This is a genomic window from Lactiplantibacillus dongliensis (genome assembly GCF_005405105.1).
Classification (GTDB): Bacteria; Bacillota; Bacilli; order Lactobacillales; family Lactobacillaceae; genus Lactiplantibacillus; species Lactiplantibacillus dongliensis.
In genome coordinates, this window is the sequence record NZ_BJDK01000022.1 from 1 (window position 1) to 17,613 (window position 17,613).

At 44.6% G+C, this 17,613-nt stretch carries 17 protein-coding genes; 3 read left to right on the top strand and 14 right to left on the bottom strand.

The window, feature by feature from the left end:
* Positions 1 to 343 precede the first annotated feature (343 nt).
* From FFM80_RS09200 to FFM80_RS09225, 6 genes are all read right to left on the bottom strand, one after another.
* A complete protein-coding gene (locus FFM80_RS09200; protein WP_137640517.1) occupies positions 344 to 472 on the bottom strand; it encodes a cyclic lactone autoinducer peptide in 129 nt (42 codons plus the stop codon).
* A gap of 1 nt (position 473) precedes the next feature.
* Positions 474 to 1,049 carry an accessory gene regulator ArgB-like protein gene (locus FFM80_RS09205; RefSeq protein ID WP_137640518.1) on the bottom strand — a complete coding sequence of 192 codons (576 nt, stop codon included), beginning with the start codon at positions 1,047 to 1,049 and terminating at the stop codon, positions 474 to 476.
* A 128-nt stretch (positions 1,050 to 1,177) separates the two neighbouring features.
* Positions 1,178 to 1,822 (bottom strand): tRNA (guanosine(46)-N7)-methyltransferase TrmB, encoded by a 645-nt coding sequence (gene trmB, locus FFM80_RS09210; RefSeq protein ID WP_137640519.1) that lies wholly within the window; start codon positions 1,820 to 1,822, stop codon positions 1,178 to 1,180.
* Between the two features lie 93 nt (positions 1,823 to 1,915).
* A complete protein-coding gene (locus FFM80_RS09215; RefSeq protein WP_137640520.1) occupies positions 1,916 to 2,701 on the bottom strand; it encodes a phosphotransferase family protein in 786 nt (261 codons plus the stop codon).
* 124 nt (positions 2,702 to 2,825) lie between these two features.
* Positions 2,826 to 4,031, bottom strand: coding sequence for an ABC transporter permease (locus tag FFM80_RS09220; protein ID WP_137640521.1), 1,206 nt, complete (start codon positions 4,029 to 4,031; stop codon positions 2,826 to 2,828).
* Entirely contained in the window at positions 4,024 to 4,761 is a 738-nt protein-coding gene (locus FFM80_RS09225) for an ABC transporter ATP-binding protein (protein WP_137640522.1), read from the bottom strand. The genes FFM80_RS09220 and FFM80_RS09225 overlap by 8 nt, the downstream gene beginning before the upstream one ends.
* Positions 4,762 to 5,172: 411 nt before the next feature.
* On the opposite strand from FFM80_RS09225, the gene FFM80_RS09230 reads away from it, so the two are divergent.
* From FFM80_RS09230 to FFM80_RS09240, 3 genes are all read left to right on the top strand, one after another.
* On the top strand, positions 5,173 to 5,625 hold the full coding sequence (locus FFM80_RS09230; RefSeq protein ID WP_137640523.1) for an HIT family protein: 453 nt from the start codon (positions 5,173 to 5,175) through the stop codon (positions 5,623 to 5,625).
* Positions 5,626 to 5,635: 10 nt separating this feature from the next.
* Positions 5,636 to 5,971, top strand: a complete 336-nt coding sequence (locus FFM80_RS09235; protein ID WP_137634199.1) for a hypothetical protein — start codon at positions 5,636 to 5,638, stop codon at positions 5,969 to 5,971.
* A gap of 233 nt (positions 5,972 to 6,204) precedes the next feature.
* The gene (locus FFM80_RS09240) at positions 6,205 to 7,104 is read left to right on the top strand and encodes a peptidylprolyl isomerase PrsA (RefSeq protein WP_137640524.1); all 900 of its coding nucleotides are present in this window, start codon (positions 6,205 to 6,207) and stop codon (positions 7,102 to 7,104) included.
* Positions 7,105 to 7,232: 128 nt separating this feature from the next.
* Here FFM80_RS09240 and FFM80_RS09245 read toward each other — a convergent pair whose 3' ends face one another.
* From FFM80_RS09245 to FFM80_RS09280, 8 genes are all read right to left on the bottom strand, one after another.
* Entirely contained in the window at positions 7,233 to 8,216 is a 984-nt protein-coding gene (locus FFM80_RS09245) for a 3'-5' exoribonuclease YhaM family protein (protein ID WP_137640525.1), read from the bottom strand.
* A 15-nt stretch (positions 8,217 to 8,231) separates the two neighbouring features.
* Positions 8,232 to 10,733 carry an ATP-binding protein gene (locus FFM80_RS09250; RefSeq protein ID WP_137640526.1) on the bottom strand — a complete coding sequence of 834 codons (2,502 nt, stop codon included), beginning with the start codon at positions 10,731 to 10,733 and terminating at the stop codon, positions 8,232 to 8,234.
* A complete protein-coding gene (locus FFM80_RS09255) occupies positions 10,723 to 11,943 on the bottom strand; it encodes a metallophosphoesterase family protein (protein ID WP_137640527.1) in 1,221 nt (406 codons plus the stop codon). The genes FFM80_RS09250 and FFM80_RS09255 overlap by 11 nt, the downstream gene beginning before the upstream one ends.
* 461 nt (positions 11,944 to 12,404) lie before the next feature.
* The gene (locus tag FFM80_RS09260; protein WP_137640528.1) at positions 12,405 to 12,749 is read right to left on the bottom strand and encodes a YlbF/YmcA family competence regulator; all 345 of its coding nucleotides are present in this window, start codon (positions 12,747 to 12,749) and stop codon (positions 12,405 to 12,407) included.
* Between the two features lie 73 nt (positions 12,750 to 12,822).
* Positions 12,823 to 14,955 carry a PBP1A family penicillin-binding protein gene (locus FFM80_RS09265; protein WP_137640529.1) on the bottom strand — a complete coding sequence of 711 codons (2,133 nt, stop codon included), beginning with the start codon at positions 14,953 to 14,955 and terminating at the stop codon, positions 12,823 to 12,825.
* A 498-nt stretch (positions 14,956 to 15,453) separates the two neighbouring features.
* The gene (locus FFM80_RS14720) at positions 15,454 to 15,576 is read right to left on the bottom strand and encodes a hypothetical protein (RefSeq protein ID WP_137634192.1); all 123 of its coding nucleotides are present in this window, start codon (positions 15,574 to 15,576) and stop codon (positions 15,454 to 15,456) included.
* 102 nt (positions 15,577 to 15,678) lie between these two features.
* A complete protein-coding gene (gene argR / locus FFM80_RS09275; protein ID WP_137640530.1) occupies positions 15,679 to 16,146 on the bottom strand; it encodes an arginine repressor in 468 nt (155 codons plus the stop codon).
* A 147-nt stretch (positions 16,147 to 16,293) separates the two neighbouring features.
* On the bottom strand, positions 16,294 to 17,415 hold the full coding sequence (locus FFM80_RS09280; protein WP_137640531.1) for an aminotransferase: 1,122 nt from the start codon (positions 17,413 to 17,415) through the stop codon (positions 16,294 to 16,296).
* Positions 17,416 to 17,613 lie beyond the last annotated feature (198 nt).

Sequence of the window (17,613 nt, forward strand, 5' to 3'; positions counted from 1 at the left end):
TTCATGTCTATTTTTATACAGTAAAGTCCCGGCAAGCCGGGGCTTTACTGTACATTATTAACTTTCAACCTTTAGTTGGGTAATATGATCTACTAGCACCATCAGAATTGCGCTTTCAACACTGACAACAATGGCCACTTTTAGATTCATAATGCATTTCTGTACTAAATAGATCAAGATAATCGTAGTGGGCAACATCACCCAAAACCCGATTATTTTAAACAATATTCCCGCCAGTAATCCCCAAATAACTATCGCTAATGCTGACACTGAGATAGAAACATCTTGAACAATAATTTTAGCTGTGACGAATAAGAACACAATTTGGACAAAAATGATTATATTAATCATTACGCTTTAAATCTTCCGGTATTTTGGGTTCAAATGCGAGCCCCACACAATTCATCACCAATTGCTTACGACCAATACGCCTAAAAAAACTGATGAAAAATTTAACTAGTTTCGCTTTCATGTTAACTCCTCCTCCTTTTTAATGGCATTACCAATAAAAACACCATTAGTAGTGCTGCAAGTACAATACTTCCTAACTGATTGGTCAGGAGCCACTGAGTCATCAAAATACCTATTATTGTAACCCCAGTTCCAAACTTCAGCCGCTGACGCAACTGCCTGTTCGTAATCGGATGTTTACGCGTATCGGCTGGCGCAAAACAAACAATTACCGCCCCCAATATCATCGTGGCTACCAACCTGATCATTAATGATAAGCCTGCCGTCATCACCACCAGCTTGGGTACCATTAGGCCAACTACCAAAGTAATAACAGTACACCACCAATCCGATTGTAAGTGTCGACCATATGCAAAGAAACGTACCAATAAAACCGTACCGATAAAAATCACCACCGGAACAACAATCTTGAACCAATTGGCTAATAATAGTAAAAAGAACAATTTGGGAATCAAAATATAAAATGTCGTAATCCCCAATTGAACCAACAATTTATCGCGATGAGCAATTTGCGTATGACGTGTCAAAACTTTAAAAGTCCAATTACCCAGCTTTGAAAACAGATAGTTATTTTCCATAACATTATTCTAACGAAGATTACCGTCTTTTTGGTCAATTTTCGTAAACGGGTTGTTTTTCAGCATAATCTAATTAAAAAGCACCTTAAAATTAGGCCCAACCTAATTTAAGATGCTTAACAGAGTCACTATTCAGCTGTAAACGTCGCAATAATCTTATAAATCGGCCCAAATTGACTAAACTTCTGTTCATATTCCGTCTCAACATTATCTTCTGGTGTCGCGACTGCATGTAAATCCAGCCAAACTTGTTCAAACGTCATCCCAAAGTTATTCATACTCGTTAATGAGAATTCGAACAAGCCACGATTATCCGTCTTAAATTCAATCTGACCATTGGGCTTCAAGACTTCCTGATAACCGGCTAAAAACGATTTATACGTTAAGCGGCGTTTGGCATGTCGGGTTTTAGGCCAAGGATCCGAAAAGTTTAAATACAAACGATCAATTTCATTAGGTTCAAAAAACGCCGTCACTGCTTGGCCATCCGCATGGGCCAGCTGTAAGTTCGGTAAAGGTTCTTCGACTAACTTTCGTAAAATGATCGCAATCACGGAAGTTTGAATCTCAATCGCAATATAATTAATCTCTGGGTGCCGTTTGGCCATCTCGATGATGAATTGGCCCTTACCACTCCCGACTTCAATCTGCAGCGGCTGAGGGGTCTTAAAACGACTCTGCCACTTTCCCCGAAAATCAGTGGGGGTCTCGGTAATCAATTCCGGATGAGCATTAATTAATTTTGGTGCCCAGGGTTTATTTCTAACACGCATAAGTAAAGGGTACTCCTCTTCATTTTTTAAGTTAATCTGATTCAATCTCACAAAAACAGCCTCGAATTCCAACCGGAACTCAAGGCTATCGGTTTAGAGCTGATATTGACTCAACTCTTCTAAGAAAATAATTTCGTCATTCATATTATGGTACTGATTACGATAATAGTTATCTTTAATATTCAGCAACAAGTTGATCTTGGCATACCAGACGACCCGCCGCTGCATATCAGGCGTCATCGTCTCACCATATTCACTGAACCAACCTTGCCAGTCCGTTAACGGCACGTACTCACAGAGCAACATGCTAATATCTGAAGCCGGATCAGCAAACCGTGCTGAATCCCAGTCCACCAAGTATAATTGATGCTGGTCAGACAGTAACCAGTTCTTATGGTTCAAATCGCCATGACAAACGCGGTAATCGGCAGTTGGCAACGTCGGTAACGTGCCTTGCAAGTCCGTTAAGACCCTCGCCATCAATGGATGCTGCCGTAAATCATCTGGTAATTCACTCAAATACTGCTGAATAAACTCGTGTGGCCGGACAGTTTGGCCGCCGACCTTAGTTAACATGCGATGAAGCAACTTGGAATTGTGCACCCGTGCCAATAAATGCGCCACTTCAGGCGTGCGCATTTGTTGCTTCGTTAAAGTTTGACCATTCAGCCACTCTTGAGCAGTTAAAGTATCCCCGCTCGATATTCGTTTTGTCCAGATTAACCGCGGGGTAATTTCTTCCATTGAGAGCGCCGCTAGAAACGGCGATGCGTTCCGTTTTAAAAACAATCGCTGTTGATTTTTTTTGCCCATGAAAGCTTTATCGGTATTGCCGTAAATCGGATAGACATGCCAGCCGTCATCAAGTTCGAAATCCATCAGCCCCACTCCTCTCAAAATATTAATCATTTTATTGGCTTAATTATTATTGACCTAACAAACACATTCTAAAGACCAAACTGCGTCCCGTCAAGTCCTTTTTATCCGTTGTGCCACAAGCGTTTCAGGCTAATCTCATTTTGGCATACCATGCAACTAAGAGATAGATTTCAATGGCATTAACAACCAGCAAAATCCCGACTTGCGCTAACGGGGCGTTACTTAACCAAACGGCAATTAAAAAGATGATCCCGGTCGTACTTAAGATCACCGTTAACAAACGCTGGAAGTTTTTAAACTTCAATGGCGCGGCCAACGGATAAATGTGCGTAAAAACTATATTATCGTATCGCTTATAAAACGGCAACAATTGAAAACCAATCAGATAGATAAAAATCACATCTAGACCAATCGCCAACCAGCCATGACCGATAAAGTATAACAAGATGGCGCCAATCACCGTCAACCGCGTCACTAAACCACTGAACTCCGTGCCTCGCAACATGCCACGGGTAAACAAGTACCCGAAAGCATGGGTTTGATCGCGTGGTAACCATCGTAATAACCAATCCAAATATTTACGCCGTTTAACACTACCTTGCACCATTGGCACATCGGTAAATAAGTTAAAGAAGCGATAAATACCCAGCATCCGATTCGCTTCACTTTTAATATCTGCCTGCCAAGCGACGACCGTGTGGGGCCAAACTTGATTGTGCCACCAACGTTGACCACCGGCTAAGATTAAGGCTAATACGGCACCCAACCACGGTGATACTAATAAGCTAAGCGCCAAGATAACCAGTGCTAAACCAGCGTTCGCCATGCCTAACCAGCGGGCTGGCGCTTGCGGCAACCGATAAAGCCGGGTTACCCGGACAGTCAGTTCGCTATCTTTTAAGGCCAGCTGGGTAACTAATAACGCCAACAAGCTCACCCCTGACAACTGATCGACTAACATTAAGATGGGCACCGTCAAGCCAACAACAATTACTTGCACGGCTTGCGCCAACCACCAGCTATAATGCCAAGCATGCACCAAATAAGCGTGCAAATCATGCTCCCGTGGCAACAAAAAGACCGTGTCCGCTGGCTCCAGTAAAGTCGCAATCCGGCCAATCGCTAACCCCAGCCACAAGATCAGTCCCACCACTAAGATAATCCAAGTATCTCGTGGGCTCACTGTTTTCAGCCAGTTAGAATAGGCTAAGCCCAACCCACCGACGAAAAACATCAAAGCAATCACAAAATGATCGTTAAAAACTAACCGCAAGTAATGCAACATCTGCCGTAAATGGCGTTGTCGCCGTTGCCGATATAACTCATTCATCACGGGTCACCCCAGTCAAAGTGAGGTAAATATCGTTCAAGGAGTCCCCCGCATCCGGATAGTGCGCTTTAATTTCGTCAAACGTGCCTTGCGTCTGAATCTCGCCGGCATGTAGCAAGACGAAGCGGTCACAGAATTTTTCCGCAGTGTCCAACACATGGGTCGACATCAAGACAGACGCCCCTTGTTTTTTGACGGTTTCAATCAAATGCAATAAATCATGTACCGCTAAGGGGTCTAAACCTAGAAAGGGTTCATCAATAATGAATAACTTAGCGTTGGTCAGAAAAGCACAGACAATCATGACCTTTTGCTTCATCCCTTTAGAGAAGTTAGCTGGGAACCAATCTAGCTTGTTATCCAAACGGAAGATCGTCAATAATTCATGCGCCCGCTTCCAAGCGGCGGTTTGATCCAAACCATACGCCAGCATCGTCATTTCTAAATGTTCTTTTAAAGTTAATTCTTCATATAAAATCGGAGTTTCTGGAATATAAGCCAACTGTTGCTTATATTGTTGGGGGTCACTGGCTAACGTTACCCCATTCAACTTAATGGACCCTTTCATCGGCGTCAATAACCCAATAATATGGTTAATCGTAGTTGACTTACCGGCACCGTTTAGGCCGATCAACCCAACTAATTCACCTGGTTGTACGTCAAAACTAATATCTTTTAAAACGGGGATTTGGGAATAACCCCCAACTAAATGGCTAACTGCCAATGCCATAGTGCTAACCTCTTTCTGTTTCTAAATAAATTGTCCTTTACCACCCTGCCCGCATCGCCTGGCGTTAATTAGCGGCTGATAAATTAGTAAACATTCATTAACCCACTAACCTTTAGCCGAAAGGATGGTTGCTAAAACGCTTAGCCGTATCGTTGGCCTTAGTGCGTTTTAGCAACTAACCAGTAGGCGGCAAAGCCAACTGGTTTTCAACCGATTACCTTATTTTTTAAGTATAAATCGATCACGCGATTAAAATTAATTATAGCATAGCGCATTATCAGGCGTGACTTCTGGGCATGCAAAAACGGTCAACTAACTAAAGCGGCCAACCGTCATCATCTGATAAAGCGCCCTCATTTCCAATTTGAGTAGTGTATAATAGAACTAAATTTTAGAAAAGAAGGTTATCACATGACAGCTTTTGAACCTAAACTCGACGACGATTGTATTTTCTGCAAGATTATCAAAGGTGATATTCCGAGCTACACCGTTTATGAAGACGACATGGTTAAAGCCTTTTTAGATATTTCACAAGGCACTCCTGGTCATACCTTAGTTATTCCTAAGACCCATGTGCCAGATATCTTCGCCTATGACACTGATTTAGCCAGCGCAGTTTTTGCGCGCATTCCTAAGATTGCACGCGCAGTTAAGGCGTCCGATGATAAGATTATCGGGATGAATATCGTGAATAACAATGGTTCTGTGGCGTATCAATCCGTCTTCCATTCTCATTTCCACTTGATTCCGCGTTACAGTGACAAAGACGATTTTCGGATGATTTTTAAAGATAACTCTAAGAATTATGACGAAACCGACTACACTAAGTTACAAAACGCCATCAAAACCCATTTAACGGATTAGGAGGTTGCCGATGAAATTCATGCGTAAAACGCTGATTGGCTTGGGTTTGAGTGCCGCAGCGTATATGATTATCAATCGTAAGACCCCACAAGCCATGTATCATGATGCTAAAAGTTATGTACAAGACGTGTTAGATGCGGCCGACGATTTACAAACGGCGCGCGAAGACTTTAGTGATGCGCAAAGTAACTTGAGTGTCCAATTCAGTAACGCTGCCAAAGTCATCGATGAGATTCAAACCGAAGTCGATAAGTTTCAGTTTAAAATTGAACCCCACGTTAAGATTATGCAAGCACGCGCTGAACATTTACAGAAAACTTTAGACGATCTCGCACCTAAAGATTAAGCACCCTATCGTCGGGCTCATGACAGCTCGACGATTTTTTTGTGAGTTAATAAACCAACACCTTTCGTTTATTAAGGCATTAGTTTGGCGCTAGACTTTGTGAAGACCGTGTGAATTATCTGAAAATTTTGTAAAGATTCCAGTCACCATGCAGAACCCCGCTAACTTATGTTATAGTTATCTGGTAAGTCTGCTAGAGCAGAACTATTTTAGGAATAGGATGTGTTACAAGAATGAAAAAATGGCTTATTGCACTTGCCGGTATTTTATTAACGTTTACGCTTGCCGGTTGCGGTAGCAAGACAGTTGCATCGACTAACGGTGGTAAGATCACCGAAAGTCAGTATTACAGTAGTATGAAGGGCACTTCATCTGGGAAACAAGTTTTACAACAGATGATCTTGAACAAAGTGCTTGAAAAGGACTACGGTTCAAAAGTCTCAAAGAAAGCCGTTACGAAGCAATATAACACCTACAAGCAACAATACGGGACTTCATTCTCAACTGTATTGTCACAAAATGGGTTGACTACGGGAACATTCAAGGAACAAATCCGTTCGAACTTATTACTAAAAGAAGCGGTTAAAGACAAGGCTAAGATTACCAACGCTGATTTGAAGAAGCAATGGAAATCATACGAACCTAAAGTAACTGTTCAACATATCTTGGTTGCTAAGAAGGACACTTCAGACACTGTTTTGAAAGCTTTGAAGAAAGATTCTAGTGAATCAAACTTCTCCAAGCTAGCTAAGAAATACTCAACTGATACGACTTCTAAGAGCAACGGTGGTAAGTTAGCTGCCTTCGATAACACGAATACGAGCTATTCATCTAAATTCTTGAAGGCTGCTTTCGCATTGAAGAACGGTGCTTACACCACGTCTGCTGTGAAGACCTCTAACGGTTACGAAATCATCCGGATGGTCAAGAACCCTGGTAAAGGGAACATGTCTGATCACACTGCTGATTTGAAGAAACAAATTTGGGACAACGATATGAGCGACTCAACGGTCTTGCATAACGTGGTTGCCAAAGTCTTAAAGGCTGGGAATGTTAAGATCAAGGATAACGACTTGAAGAACATCTTATCTTCATACTTATCAACCTCATCTTCATCATCTAGCGCAAAATAATTTCTGTTATTAAAAGGACGACCAATTACTGGTCGTCCTTTTTTTGTTGGATTTAGAATGCCACTTTGGTTGGGTCAGCATCGGCTGGAACCAACCGGCAGGCGACAACTAGCACCAAACGTATATCCCTACTGATGATCAGTCGGCTTCACATCAGCTTTAGTCCCATCATGTTCTGGTCGGTAGAAGTTACGACCATCCATGGCGAAAATGCGTTCCGTATACGTCCCTGGTTCCGCATGCCCAATCGACGTCTGCATCATCTGAATTGAGGCATCCAGTTCATCTAAGTCATGTAAAATCTCAGCTTCCATGATATGTGGCCGCACCGGTGAACCATATTCTAATAAGCCGTGATGAGCTAAAATCATGTGTCGCAATACTAAAACCGCTTCGGATTGATCATCAATTTTTAATTGTTGGCAAGCTTTTACGATTTGTTCATCAATCAAGACAATGTGCCCAATTAAATTACCGGCTAATGTATACGTCGTAGAAACGGGGCCCGACATTTCAATCGTCTTCCCCATGTCATGCAAAATAGCGCCCGCATATAATAAAGCACGGTTAACATGTGGGTATTCATCAGCGACCGCTTTCGCTAGCCGTAAGATTGAGAGCGTATGGAATGCCAACCCACCAGCAAAAGCATGATGATTCTTTTTAGCGGCTGGGTAACTAAAGAAATCATCATGAAATTGCGTTAATAAATGCCGGACGATTCGATTCCAATTCGGTTCGGTAATCTCAAAAACAAACGTATTGAGTTCTTCTTCCATGGCCCCCGTGTTCATTGGCGCATGTTCGACAAATTGTTGCACATCTTGGGGTTCCCCTTGATGGGTCAACCGCATCTGAAGAATCTTAATCTGCGGGTTACCTTGATAATTTTCCCGCTTCCCTTTTAAATGAATGACTCGACCAGCTTGAAAATGGTCCACGTCTTGGTCACTGGCATCCCAGAACTTACCCGAAATTTCACCAGACGTATCTTGAAAATTAATCGCTAAGAATTTCTTACCATTCTTGGCAATGCGAACTTCGGAATCCTTTAATAGAAAATACCCTTCAACGGGTTCATCGACTTGATAATCAAATAATTTTTTTGCCATGTTGTTACCCCCAAATTAGGTTAAGTGGTGAACCGTGGCCGCTGGCATCTCAGTCAGAGCGGCTGATTCATTCGTAAAGTATAAAATCTGATGCTTGGCAGCGACCGTTGCCAGCAGCTGCCAAGCTTGTTGCCGACGATGGGTATCAAAATTAACGAAGCCATCGTCAATCATTAATGGCAGCTGTGCCTGCGGACCGAGCTGGGTGATCAATGTCAACCGTAATGCCAGATACAATTGCTCTTTAGTCGCCGTCGATAATTCAGCCACACTAAATTGTGGTCCGTTAACCGCTTGCACGACCAGCGTATCGCCGTTTAACTTAATCTCATTATACCGCGACCCGGTCAGTTGTGCGAAAGTCGTACCAGCCGCCGTCAGAATGGCTGGTAACTGCTGACTCGTTAACTGTTGCAAGGCAGTCTCAATCCAAGTTGCCCCTAATTGTCGGGTCACCCACTGCCGTGCCATCACCGTTAATTTGGTCTGCGCATCCGCCTGTTGCTGACGCAGGTCGGCATACCGACCATCGGCCACCAGTGCCTGTAACTGGGTTTGGGTGGTTGCCAATTGTTGGGTTTGCTCGGTAAGCTGTTGTTGCGTCGTTTGAATCGTAGCCCGATTCGTTTGAATCGCAGCCTGCAAAGCTGACAGCGTTGGATAAGCTTGTAACGCCGTTTGTTCTACAGGGGTTAACCGCGTCGTCAATTGATCGACACTCGTTTGGGTGGCCGTTCGCTGACTTTGTGTCGCCAACGCATCGGCCAAGGCCTCAACATCCGCTAAGCCATTTTGAGTAGCCAGTGCTTGCAACTGATCCGCGGTCGTTTGCAGTTGCGCGGTTAATTGTTTAACTTGGCGCTGAACATAGGCGAAGTCCGTCGATGCCAAGCTTTGATGTTGCATGGCCTGATGAACCTGGTCATAGAAGCCCGTGACTTTTTGAACACTGACGACTAACCGTTGCTCATCTAACAGTAGCCAATCACTGGCGAACTGATACGCTTGTAGTGCTTGCCAGACCGTCGCCGCTTGGGCCGCTGTCTGTTGTGATAAGGCCGTCACCTGTGCTTGACGACGTTGTAGCGCAGCTAGTTGATCCAGCTTAGTCAAAATTGCCGCTGAATCCAGATCTGGCGACCAACCTACCGCTGTTAGTAACGGCGCTAAAGTCCGGTCGGCCGTAGTTGGTCCCGCTGGTGCTAGTTGCTCCCAACCAAACCAACCTAACAGCCCCAATCCCACTAACATTAAGACCCATTTCAGCCCGCCAAGTGGTAGTACTACCCCGGCAACTAATCCAATCCCTCCGGCAATTAGCCGCCAATCGGCCCTAAATGCTGGTGTTGACTGGGATTGCCGGGATTGCCGCGACCCGGTCGTTGCCGTTGTTAATACCGCCGCTTTTAAGCTAGCCACGGCTGATTGTTTGGCCGGTGATAACGCCGCCATTAATTCTGGCTGAGCCGTTTGTTGTTGCTGATAGGATTGCTGTGCAGCCGTTGTCTGACTGGTTAAAGCTTGATACTGGCCCAATGCCTGCTGTAGCTCTGGCAGCTTGGGTTCTAAAGCATCAAACTGATTTTGGTGCGCCACATAGAAGCCAACTAATGACGTTGAATTCGCATCAACTGGTTGTTGCGTCAATTGTTCACGCGCACTAGCTAACGTGTGTCGTAACTCTGTTTGCGTCGTCGTCAATTGCTCATATTGTTGATTAACCGCCGCTGGTAGCGTAGTCGTTGCTGCTGACAGCTGCGTCTGCAACTGCTGTAATTGCTGATAAACTGGCCATTGATTACGTAGATTGGCTAACTTTGGTTGTGCGTCGTTAGCCTGGCTCAATTGCTGTTGTAATTGGGTTTGTTGCGTTTGTAACTGTTGAACCGTTACCTGTAAGTGTTCATACGTCGCATAGTGATCACGCGCCGTTTGAAGATTCTGTTTTAAGGTCTGATACTGCTGTAAGGCTTGATTCAATGCAGGTTTACGCCCACGCGGTTTATATAACTCATCGGCGCTAGCCCGCAAATCAGCCGCTGTCGACCGCCACTGACTACTATCGAGGGTCCCAATCTGCTGTAATTGGGTATTCAGGTCAGTCGCACTCAATGTTTTTAAAGCGGTCAATTCCGCTTGATTAAAAGTAAATAATTGCTTGTAACGGTTCTCGTCATATGGTGCCAGCCAACGTTCTAGTAATGTTAACGGCTGCGGATCACCCGTGGCCACATTAATTAATTCCGCTGGCTGATCACCTAGTCGCGTCAATCGATACGTCTGCCCCGCAACGAATAAATCCAGTGAACCGCCGTACTGACTCGTCGCCTTAGGTTCATACCGGTCAATTAAGTGCCGGCGGGTTGGAAAACCAAATAGCATACCTAAGATAAACGCCCGCAACGTTGACTTACCGCTTTCATTGTCCCCGTAAATGACTTGTAGGCCAGCCGACAACTCGTAGACCTGCTGACTGAACTTACCAAAGCCCGCAATTTCAATGCGCCTAATCTCCATCGGCTGCCCCGCCTTCCGTTGTTAAATGATATTGCTCTTGTAGCAAGCCCAGTACCCGTTGTCGCCATTGGGCGGGTGTTAAGTCTTCTAATAAAGTTTGGTTTAAGAAGGGCTCCGCTAACAAATGATCCGCTAAAGCCGCAATCTGTTCAGTTGTCACCACCCGTTGACCAGCTTGCTGCCACACCGCTTGGTCAAGACCACCTAGTACCGGTTGCGACTTATCAGCAGCGAGTTGCAAGTCAACCGGCCAACAGGCAGTGGTGGTCAATTGACCTTGTAATTGGGTCAATAAGGCGCCCTGCGTGAGGGCCAACATGGCGGTCGCGCTTAATTCGACGGTCGTCGGTAAGGTAATGAGCACTAATTCAGTCCCATCTTCAGCAGTCGTTGAAAACTGGTCAACAAGTTGTTTCAACAACGTTGGTCGATCCACAGGCCCCTGCAATTTTGGGGTCCAGGTCGTCCAGGTAATCGGCGCTAACGCGTGGAAAACGGGCCGTAACGTCTGGTCGGCTTGACTTTCGACAATCAAGCAACCTTTTTGACCGGTTTCATCACGGTACCGGCCTTGCAAATTTCCAGGATAAACGACGGGTGGCACGGTATTCAACGTTTGCCGCTGATGGATATGGCCAAGTGCCCAGTAATCATAATGCTTGGCCAGTAACTCGCCCACACTAAACGGCGCGTAATGATCGCCCGCAGTCCCTAATTGCCCATGCAGCATGCCAATATGGTAATCGACCGTTGGCAGTTTGGCGGGATAGTCAGCGATTTTCGGCGTTGTCACCCACCGCTGGTCATAGCTAAACCCACTGATGGCGACTTGCGTCTGATCCGCCGTCGTTAGCGTAACCGTCTTAACGGATGGCCCAAATGCATGCACATTCGCCGGAAAATGCCACTGACTACCCGCTGGCTGATAATCGTGATTACCAAATGATAAGACGACGGGAATCCGCGCGACGTTCAAACGTTCAAGCGCTGCCATCAAACCGGCCTGAGCCGCGACACTTTGTGCTTGTTGATCAAACAAATCGCCCACTAGTAACACAAAATCAACTTGTTCGGTGATTGCTAGATTCACTAACCGGGTCAATGCGGTTAACGGGGCTGCAATCAACTGTGACCGTAGCGCTGACGGGACCCCCGTCAAGCCTTGAAACGGCGTATCTAAATGTAAATCAGCCGCATGCAAAAATTTCATGCTGGTTGTCACCCCTTGTCTTGAAATTTGATTAGTTGTACTTGTCGCTCTGGCTGGCCTGGATTGACGCTGGAACGTGGTGGCCACGTTTGCGAGCCAAAGTACAGTTTCGCCAGCCGGGCTTTGACTAATCCGAGTAAAATCACTCGGCTAAGTCAAACGACACCACTGAGCGGCATCCAGTCCGCCCTGTGCTAGTAAAACTCATTCTTGAATGCTTGATGCCAGTTAAAATTGCTGCCTGCCGGTTGCTGAAAGGCCATGAGCCATTGTCCCAGCCGATGCTGGACCAACCAGAGTGGCAATTTAAACCAACTAACACCAAGCGTATTCTTGAAACTTATTTTATTAAGGTTTCGTTGATAACTGCGATTAACCTGCGACCGGTATCGCCACCTACCTGCTCTCAAAAAAAGAGGCAATCACGAAATATCGTCATTGCCTCTTAGTTACCTTAAACTTTAGTCTTGGTATAATTCTTGAACGGGCTTAGTGATGATTTGGTTTAAATCATTCATTAATTGGTTCAAGCCACGTTCCTTAGTCATTAAGGCTTTAATTTCATCGACATTGCCAACTTTATCAGCTAATTCATGTGCTTTTTGAACTTCATCGTCGCCTAATTCTTCGCCATTCATTTGCTTTTGTGACAATTGCATTTGAATTTCTTGGAATTCTTTGAACAGGCTAAACGCACTCTCATTTGCATGCATTGCTTGATAAGCAGCTTGCAACTCTTTAAATTCCTTAGTGCCACGTAATTCTTGTTCTAATTGGTTCGCAGTATCGTAAATGTTTACAGCCATCGTCGCGTTCCTCCTCAAAGTATGTGTCAGCTATAGTTTATCATTTTTGAAAGGGCTTGAATAGCTGTTAACACTAGTTCCCGATTAATTTTTTCGCCGATGAGAACCAGTTCTTAGCCGCATCAGAAACGGTCTTGCCGACCTTATTTGCACCCTTTTGAGCATCGTCCCAAACGGAACTACCACTGGCTGAATTATCCGTTGAACTCTGGTTAGCCAAGGTAGCAGCATCTTTGGTGCCAAAGCTGGTTTGTTTCGTGTTTGGCAAGATGTTTTCCATCTCATTCTTATATAACGCTGATAATTGGTTTTCAGATAAACTCTTCAAATAATGTGTACTATTCGTCGAATCAAACCCAATCCAAGTTGTTACGACAACATCTGGCGTATATCCAATCATCCACTGATCCTTTGTCCCGGAACCAGTCTTATAATCGGCTTGCGTACTCCCAGTCTTACCGGCAATAGCATAGCCATAAGGTTTCGCAGCCGCCCCCGTCCCGCTGTTATAGACCCCCAGCATCATACTGGTCATCTCTTTAGCGACACTGGCCGACATCAGCTTTTTACTCTTAGTTGCCGTGTTATCGACGATCGTCTTGCCACTCGCATCAACAATCTTGGTGATATAGTGCGCAGTGGTCTTCTTGCCGCTATTGGCAAACGCCGTATAGGCACTAGCCATTTGCTGCGGCGAGACCCCTGTCGTCAAACCACCTAAAGCCAACGCTAGGTTATCATCGTCCTTGGTAACTGGTAAGCCAAATTTCTTAACGGAAGCATAACCTTTATTGACACCGACTTTGTTCAGCAACCAAACAGCCGGAATGTTAATACTTTGCGCCAAAGCTTCGTACATCGGGACTGATTTAGCATAAACATTATCATAGTTTTTCGGCGCGTATTTATTAGCGCCAAACGTTTGCTTCTTATTAGAGAGATCCGAATCATACGTATAGCCATTCTCAAGCGCGGGTGTGTAGACCGCTAGCGGCTTGATAGTCGATCCTGGTTGCCGTTTAATCTGCGTTGCACGGTTAAAGCCCCGAAAGACGTGTTTACCACGGCCACCAACGACAGCCATTACGCCACCGGTTGATGGATTAACCGCAATCGACGCCCCTTGAACCTTGGTGCCGTCCGCCGCATTTTCTGGGAATAAGGTACTATTCTTAAAGGACGCCTGCATCGAGCTTTGATCTTTTTGATCCAAAGAGGTATAGATCTTATACCCCCGATTCATAATATCGGACTCACTTAAGCCATACTTATTAATCGCTTCATTAATCACCGCATCAAAATAATAAGGATATTTATAGCCACTATAATAATGATAGTTATCATTCAGCGTAATCGTCTTCTGTGAATAGAACGTATACTGGCTTTTAGTTAACTTATCATTATTAACCATATTATTTAAGACCACATTACGCCGTTTTTTAGCTGCGCTCGGATGATCAATCGGGTTATAGCCACTCGGTGAACTCAACATTCCGGCTAAGACAGCTGCTTGATCCACGCTGAGTTCGGCCGCATGAACCCCAAAATACTTCTCAGCAGCATCCTCGGCGCCCCAGACGCCATGACCAAAGTAAGCATTATTCAAATACATCGCTAAAATTTGATTTTTCGAATAAACGTTTTCCGTTTCAATCGATAAGAAAATTTCGCGCAGCTTTCGAGTAAACGTTTGTTGCTGCGTTAAGTAGGCATTTTTGACCAATTGTTGCGTCAACGTACTCCCACCGCCACTAATGTAATTGCGGCCGAGAAGCTTATTAACGACTAACAGCATAAAAGCCCGACCAATCCCCTTTACAGAAAACCCATGTTCCTTGTAAAAATTCCGATCTTCAGTCGAAATGACGGCATTTTGCAAGTTCGTCGAAATCTTATCTAGATGGACATAGGTCCCCTTTTGGGAATAGAGTGACCCCGCCTTTTGTTTACTGGCATCATAAATAACGGTCGTCTTCTCTAACTCCGCTTGTAAATTACCAATCTTCGCCGTTTTGGCTTCAAAAGTTAAATAAGTGCTGACCACTAAAATCATCGTTAAAATCATGACAATTAGCCAACGGGTTAGTTGTCGTCGATGCCATTGGTAGCCGACGATCGCCCAGAAGCGTTGCCAATACGGTTTTAACCAGTGGCCTATGACCCGTAATCCATCTTTGATGGTGGACCAAAAACCATTATTTTGCATAATCTTCCCCTTGTTCAAAAGGCCGTTAAGTCGTTAGTTGAAAACCGCCGTTCCAACTAACTAACGGCACTCGTTACTTTTTTAAACTCCGATAATTGTATCATAAATCCGATTTTCCTTGGCATCGGGGTCAAAGCTTGACTAAATCTTCAAAAACTTAAAGCTTTGTGAACTAACTGGCTGATAATTGCCACTCTGGTTGAGCCAGAATCAGCTGGAACGTGGTGACCACGTTTTTGAGCCATAGGTCGGCCTCAAAAGCCGGGCTTTGACTAAGTCGGAAGAATCACCGGCTTAGTCAAACGACACCACTGAGCCAATCCTGACCCGCCCGGCGTTAATAAGTCCGTTGCATATAAATTTACGCTTTAATTATTGAATTCAGTTATTTTAGTGACACCGTTTTGATACGGACTAGTCTTTCGGATACTGAATCATTTAGTCTCAATTAAATTCGATGAAACAAAAAAGGCTTGAGACCTTGTTTGTCCCAAGCTTTTATTTCCGGCGCACACCGCGGCGGTTGGCATTTAATTCATTTTGTTGCTTGCGGAACTTTTCGAAAGTGGCATCACGCTTATCTTGATTCTTGCGCGGACTGCGTTTTTTCGTATATTTCATTTGATTCACCGCCTTTGTTAACCTAATTAGATAGGTCAACTATACCGTGAATAACTGCAGAATGCAAAAAAGTCCCCCAAAAGGGCGGGATTTTCATAACTGTTAAAGCTCATCATCATCACGAATGTGGCTGGCAAACAAATCATGTAATTCAGTCGCCACTGCAGTGCTAGGGCTAATGATAAAGATCGTATCATGGCCTGCTAAAGTGCCGCTCACTTCCGGTAACTTCAGATCATCGATAATTGCCGCCAACAAATTCCCGTTACTCGGCAAGGTATGAATGATGTTCATGAATTCAACCCGGTCAATTCCGGTCACCACTTCGTGTAAACTATCAAATAAGCGATCAGTTTCGTTCTTACTACTTTCTTTAAAGATCGTGTAGCGCGCGCGCCCACTGTCGTCAGGTGACTTCACGATTTGCATCTCTCGGATATCCCGCGAAATGGTCGCTTGCGTTGCGGCAATCCCTTCCGCCTTTAAACGGGCCATCAAGTCTTCTTGGGTGGCAATCGGGTATTCAGTAATCAACTGTTCAATGGCAGCTTGCCGATCAGTCTTCTTCATTCTGCGGGACCTCCCCTGATAAATTATGAATACATTATAGCAAATATTCACCCTGCAAACTACTACACCAACAAAAAAAGCCTGTTTTCGCGGTTTTAAGTCCGGAAAACAAGCTAACAAATGCATAACTATCCGTTCAGCTTCTGATTAATCATCATACCGCCGCAAAAATTGACCCAATAGTTTCAAACCACGTTTCAACGTTTCAGTATCGGTACAATAGCCTAATCGAACATGACCTGGAATATCAAACCGCGACCCAGGAACTAGCAATACGCCAGTCTCATCAAGCAACGCTTTACAGAAGGTCTCATCATCAACCGGCAAGTTCAACTTTAAGCACGATACAGAAATACCGTGCGGCGCAATCAGGCTAGCCCGTGGTTCTTGGGCGACCCAAGCCGTATAGAGGGCTAGATTACGGTCAACCAACGCCCGGTTACGGGCTAAGACTTCGTCACGATGCTGTAAAATCTGCACCGCTAGCTGATCATTAAAGACGCCGCCACAAATCATCGTGTAATCGCGATACTTTCGAAAGATATCCGCCAGTTCACTTGATTGGGTCGCCGTCCAGCCAATCCGGGCTCCCGGTACTGAGTATGTTTTCGATAAACTATTCACCGCAATCCCTAATTCATATAAATCAGCAATCGACGTGAACGGGGTGCCATCTAATGGTTCATAGACTTCATCGGCCAAGACATAGGCACCCACGGACCGTGCTAATGCAACGACTTGGCGTAATAACCCCTCATCTAATAAACTGCCGGTCGGATTAACCGCATTATTTAATAGAATCATTTTAGTCTCTGGTCGAATCAACGCTTTCAATTCTTCAATATCTGGTAGCCAGTTGTTGGCTTCTTCGATATGCCAATAATCAACTGTCGCTCCTAACGATTTGGGAATATCGTAAAGCTGCTGATAACTAGGATATAGTGCAATCACATGGTCGTTAGGTTCGATCAAGCTATAAATCGCCAATTGATTCGCCCCAGTCGCACCATTCGTCTGCAGCACATTGGCCGCGGGCACTTGTGTATACAGGCCACTAACCAAACGTTTAAATTCCGGTGACCCTTCAATCCAGCCATAATTCAACCGCAAGGCGCTCAAATGTTGATAGAATTGTTGGCCATCATGACCATCTAAGGCCGCGACCTCGCCAATCGTCAGAGCGGCAATCGAGCTTTGACTAATATCGGTCGTTGCGATGGTCTCGTACTGATTCAACCATGCTTCCACCCCAAAACCGGCAATCTTCATAATGCAAATCGTTCCTCTCTCTAAAAAAGTCCAATACGTTTAGCATACCGATGATTGTAGGCTTCCGCAAGCTTATTATCACTCATTAATTTATTTTCGCACTATTAATAGATGGGAATAAAATTAAATTTTTAATTGATTTATCATAAAAATGACGTTATTCTAAAATTACTGTTCTAATGATAGGTTTCAAACGTG

Coding starts and splice junctions, on each gene's coding strand:
- FFM80_RS09230 (WP_137640523.1), top strand. CDS start 5,173: ATGACAGCTTTTGAACCTAAACTCGACGACGATTGTATTTTCTGCAAG.
- FFM80_RS09250 (WP_137640526.1), bottom strand. CDS start 10,733: ATGGAGATTAGGCGCATTGAAATTGCGGGCTTTGGTAAGTTCAGTCAG.
- FFM80_RS09235 (WP_137634199.1), top strand. CDS start 5,636: ATGAAATTCATGCGTAAAACGCTGATTGGCTTGGGTTTGAGTGCCGCA.
- FFM80_RS09245 (WP_137640525.1), bottom strand. CDS start 8,216: ATGGCAAAAAAATTATTTGATTATCAAGTCGATGAACCCGTTGAAGGG.
- FFM80_RS09255 (WP_137640527.1), bottom strand. CDS start 11,943: ATGAAATTTTTGCATGCGGCTGATTTACATTTAGATACGCCGTTTCAA.
- FFM80_RS09220 (WP_137640521.1), bottom strand. CDS start 4,031: ATGAATGAGTTATATCGGCAACGGCGACAACGCCATTTACGGCAGATG.
- argR (WP_137640530.1), bottom strand. CDS start 16,146: ATGAAGAAGACTGATCGGCAAGCTGCCATTGAACAGTTGATTACTGAA.
- FFM80_RS14720 (WP_137634192.1), bottom strand. CDS start 15,576: ATGAAATATACGAAAAAACGCAGTCCGCGCAAGAATCAAGATAAGCGT.
- FFM80_RS09260 (WP_137640528.1), bottom strand. CDS start 12,749: ATGGCTGTAAACATTTACGATACTGCGAACCAATTAGAACAAGAATTA.
- FFM80_RS09280 (WP_137640531.1), bottom strand. CDS start 17,415: ATGAAGATTGCCGGTTTTGGGGTGGAAGCATGGTTGAATCAGTACGAG.
- FFM80_RS09225 (WP_137640522.1), bottom strand. CDS start 4,761: ATGGCATTGGCAGTTAGCCATTTAGTTGGGGGTTATTCCCAAATCCCC.
- FFM80_RS09200 (WP_137640517.1), bottom strand. CDS start 472: ATGAAAGCGAAACTAGTTAAATTTTTCATCAGTTTTTTTAGGCGTATT.
- FFM80_RS09265 (WP_137640529.1), bottom strand. CDS start 14,955: ATGCAAAATAATGGTTTTTGGTCCACCATCAAAGATGGATTACGGGTC.
- trmB (WP_137640519.1), bottom strand. CDS start 1,822: ATGCGTGTTAGAAATAAACCCTGGGCACCAAAATTAATTAATGCTCAT.
- FFM80_RS09240 (WP_137640524.1), top strand. CDS start 6,205: ATGAAAAAATGGCTTATTGCACTTGCCGGTATTTTATTAACGTTTACG.
- FFM80_RS09215 (WP_137640520.1), bottom strand. CDS start 2,701: ATGGATTTCGAACTTGATGACGGCTGGCATGTCTATCCGATTTACGGC.
- FFM80_RS09205 (WP_137640518.1), bottom strand. CDS start 1,049: ATGGAAAATAACTATCTGTTTTCAAAGCTGGGTAATTGGACTTTTAAA.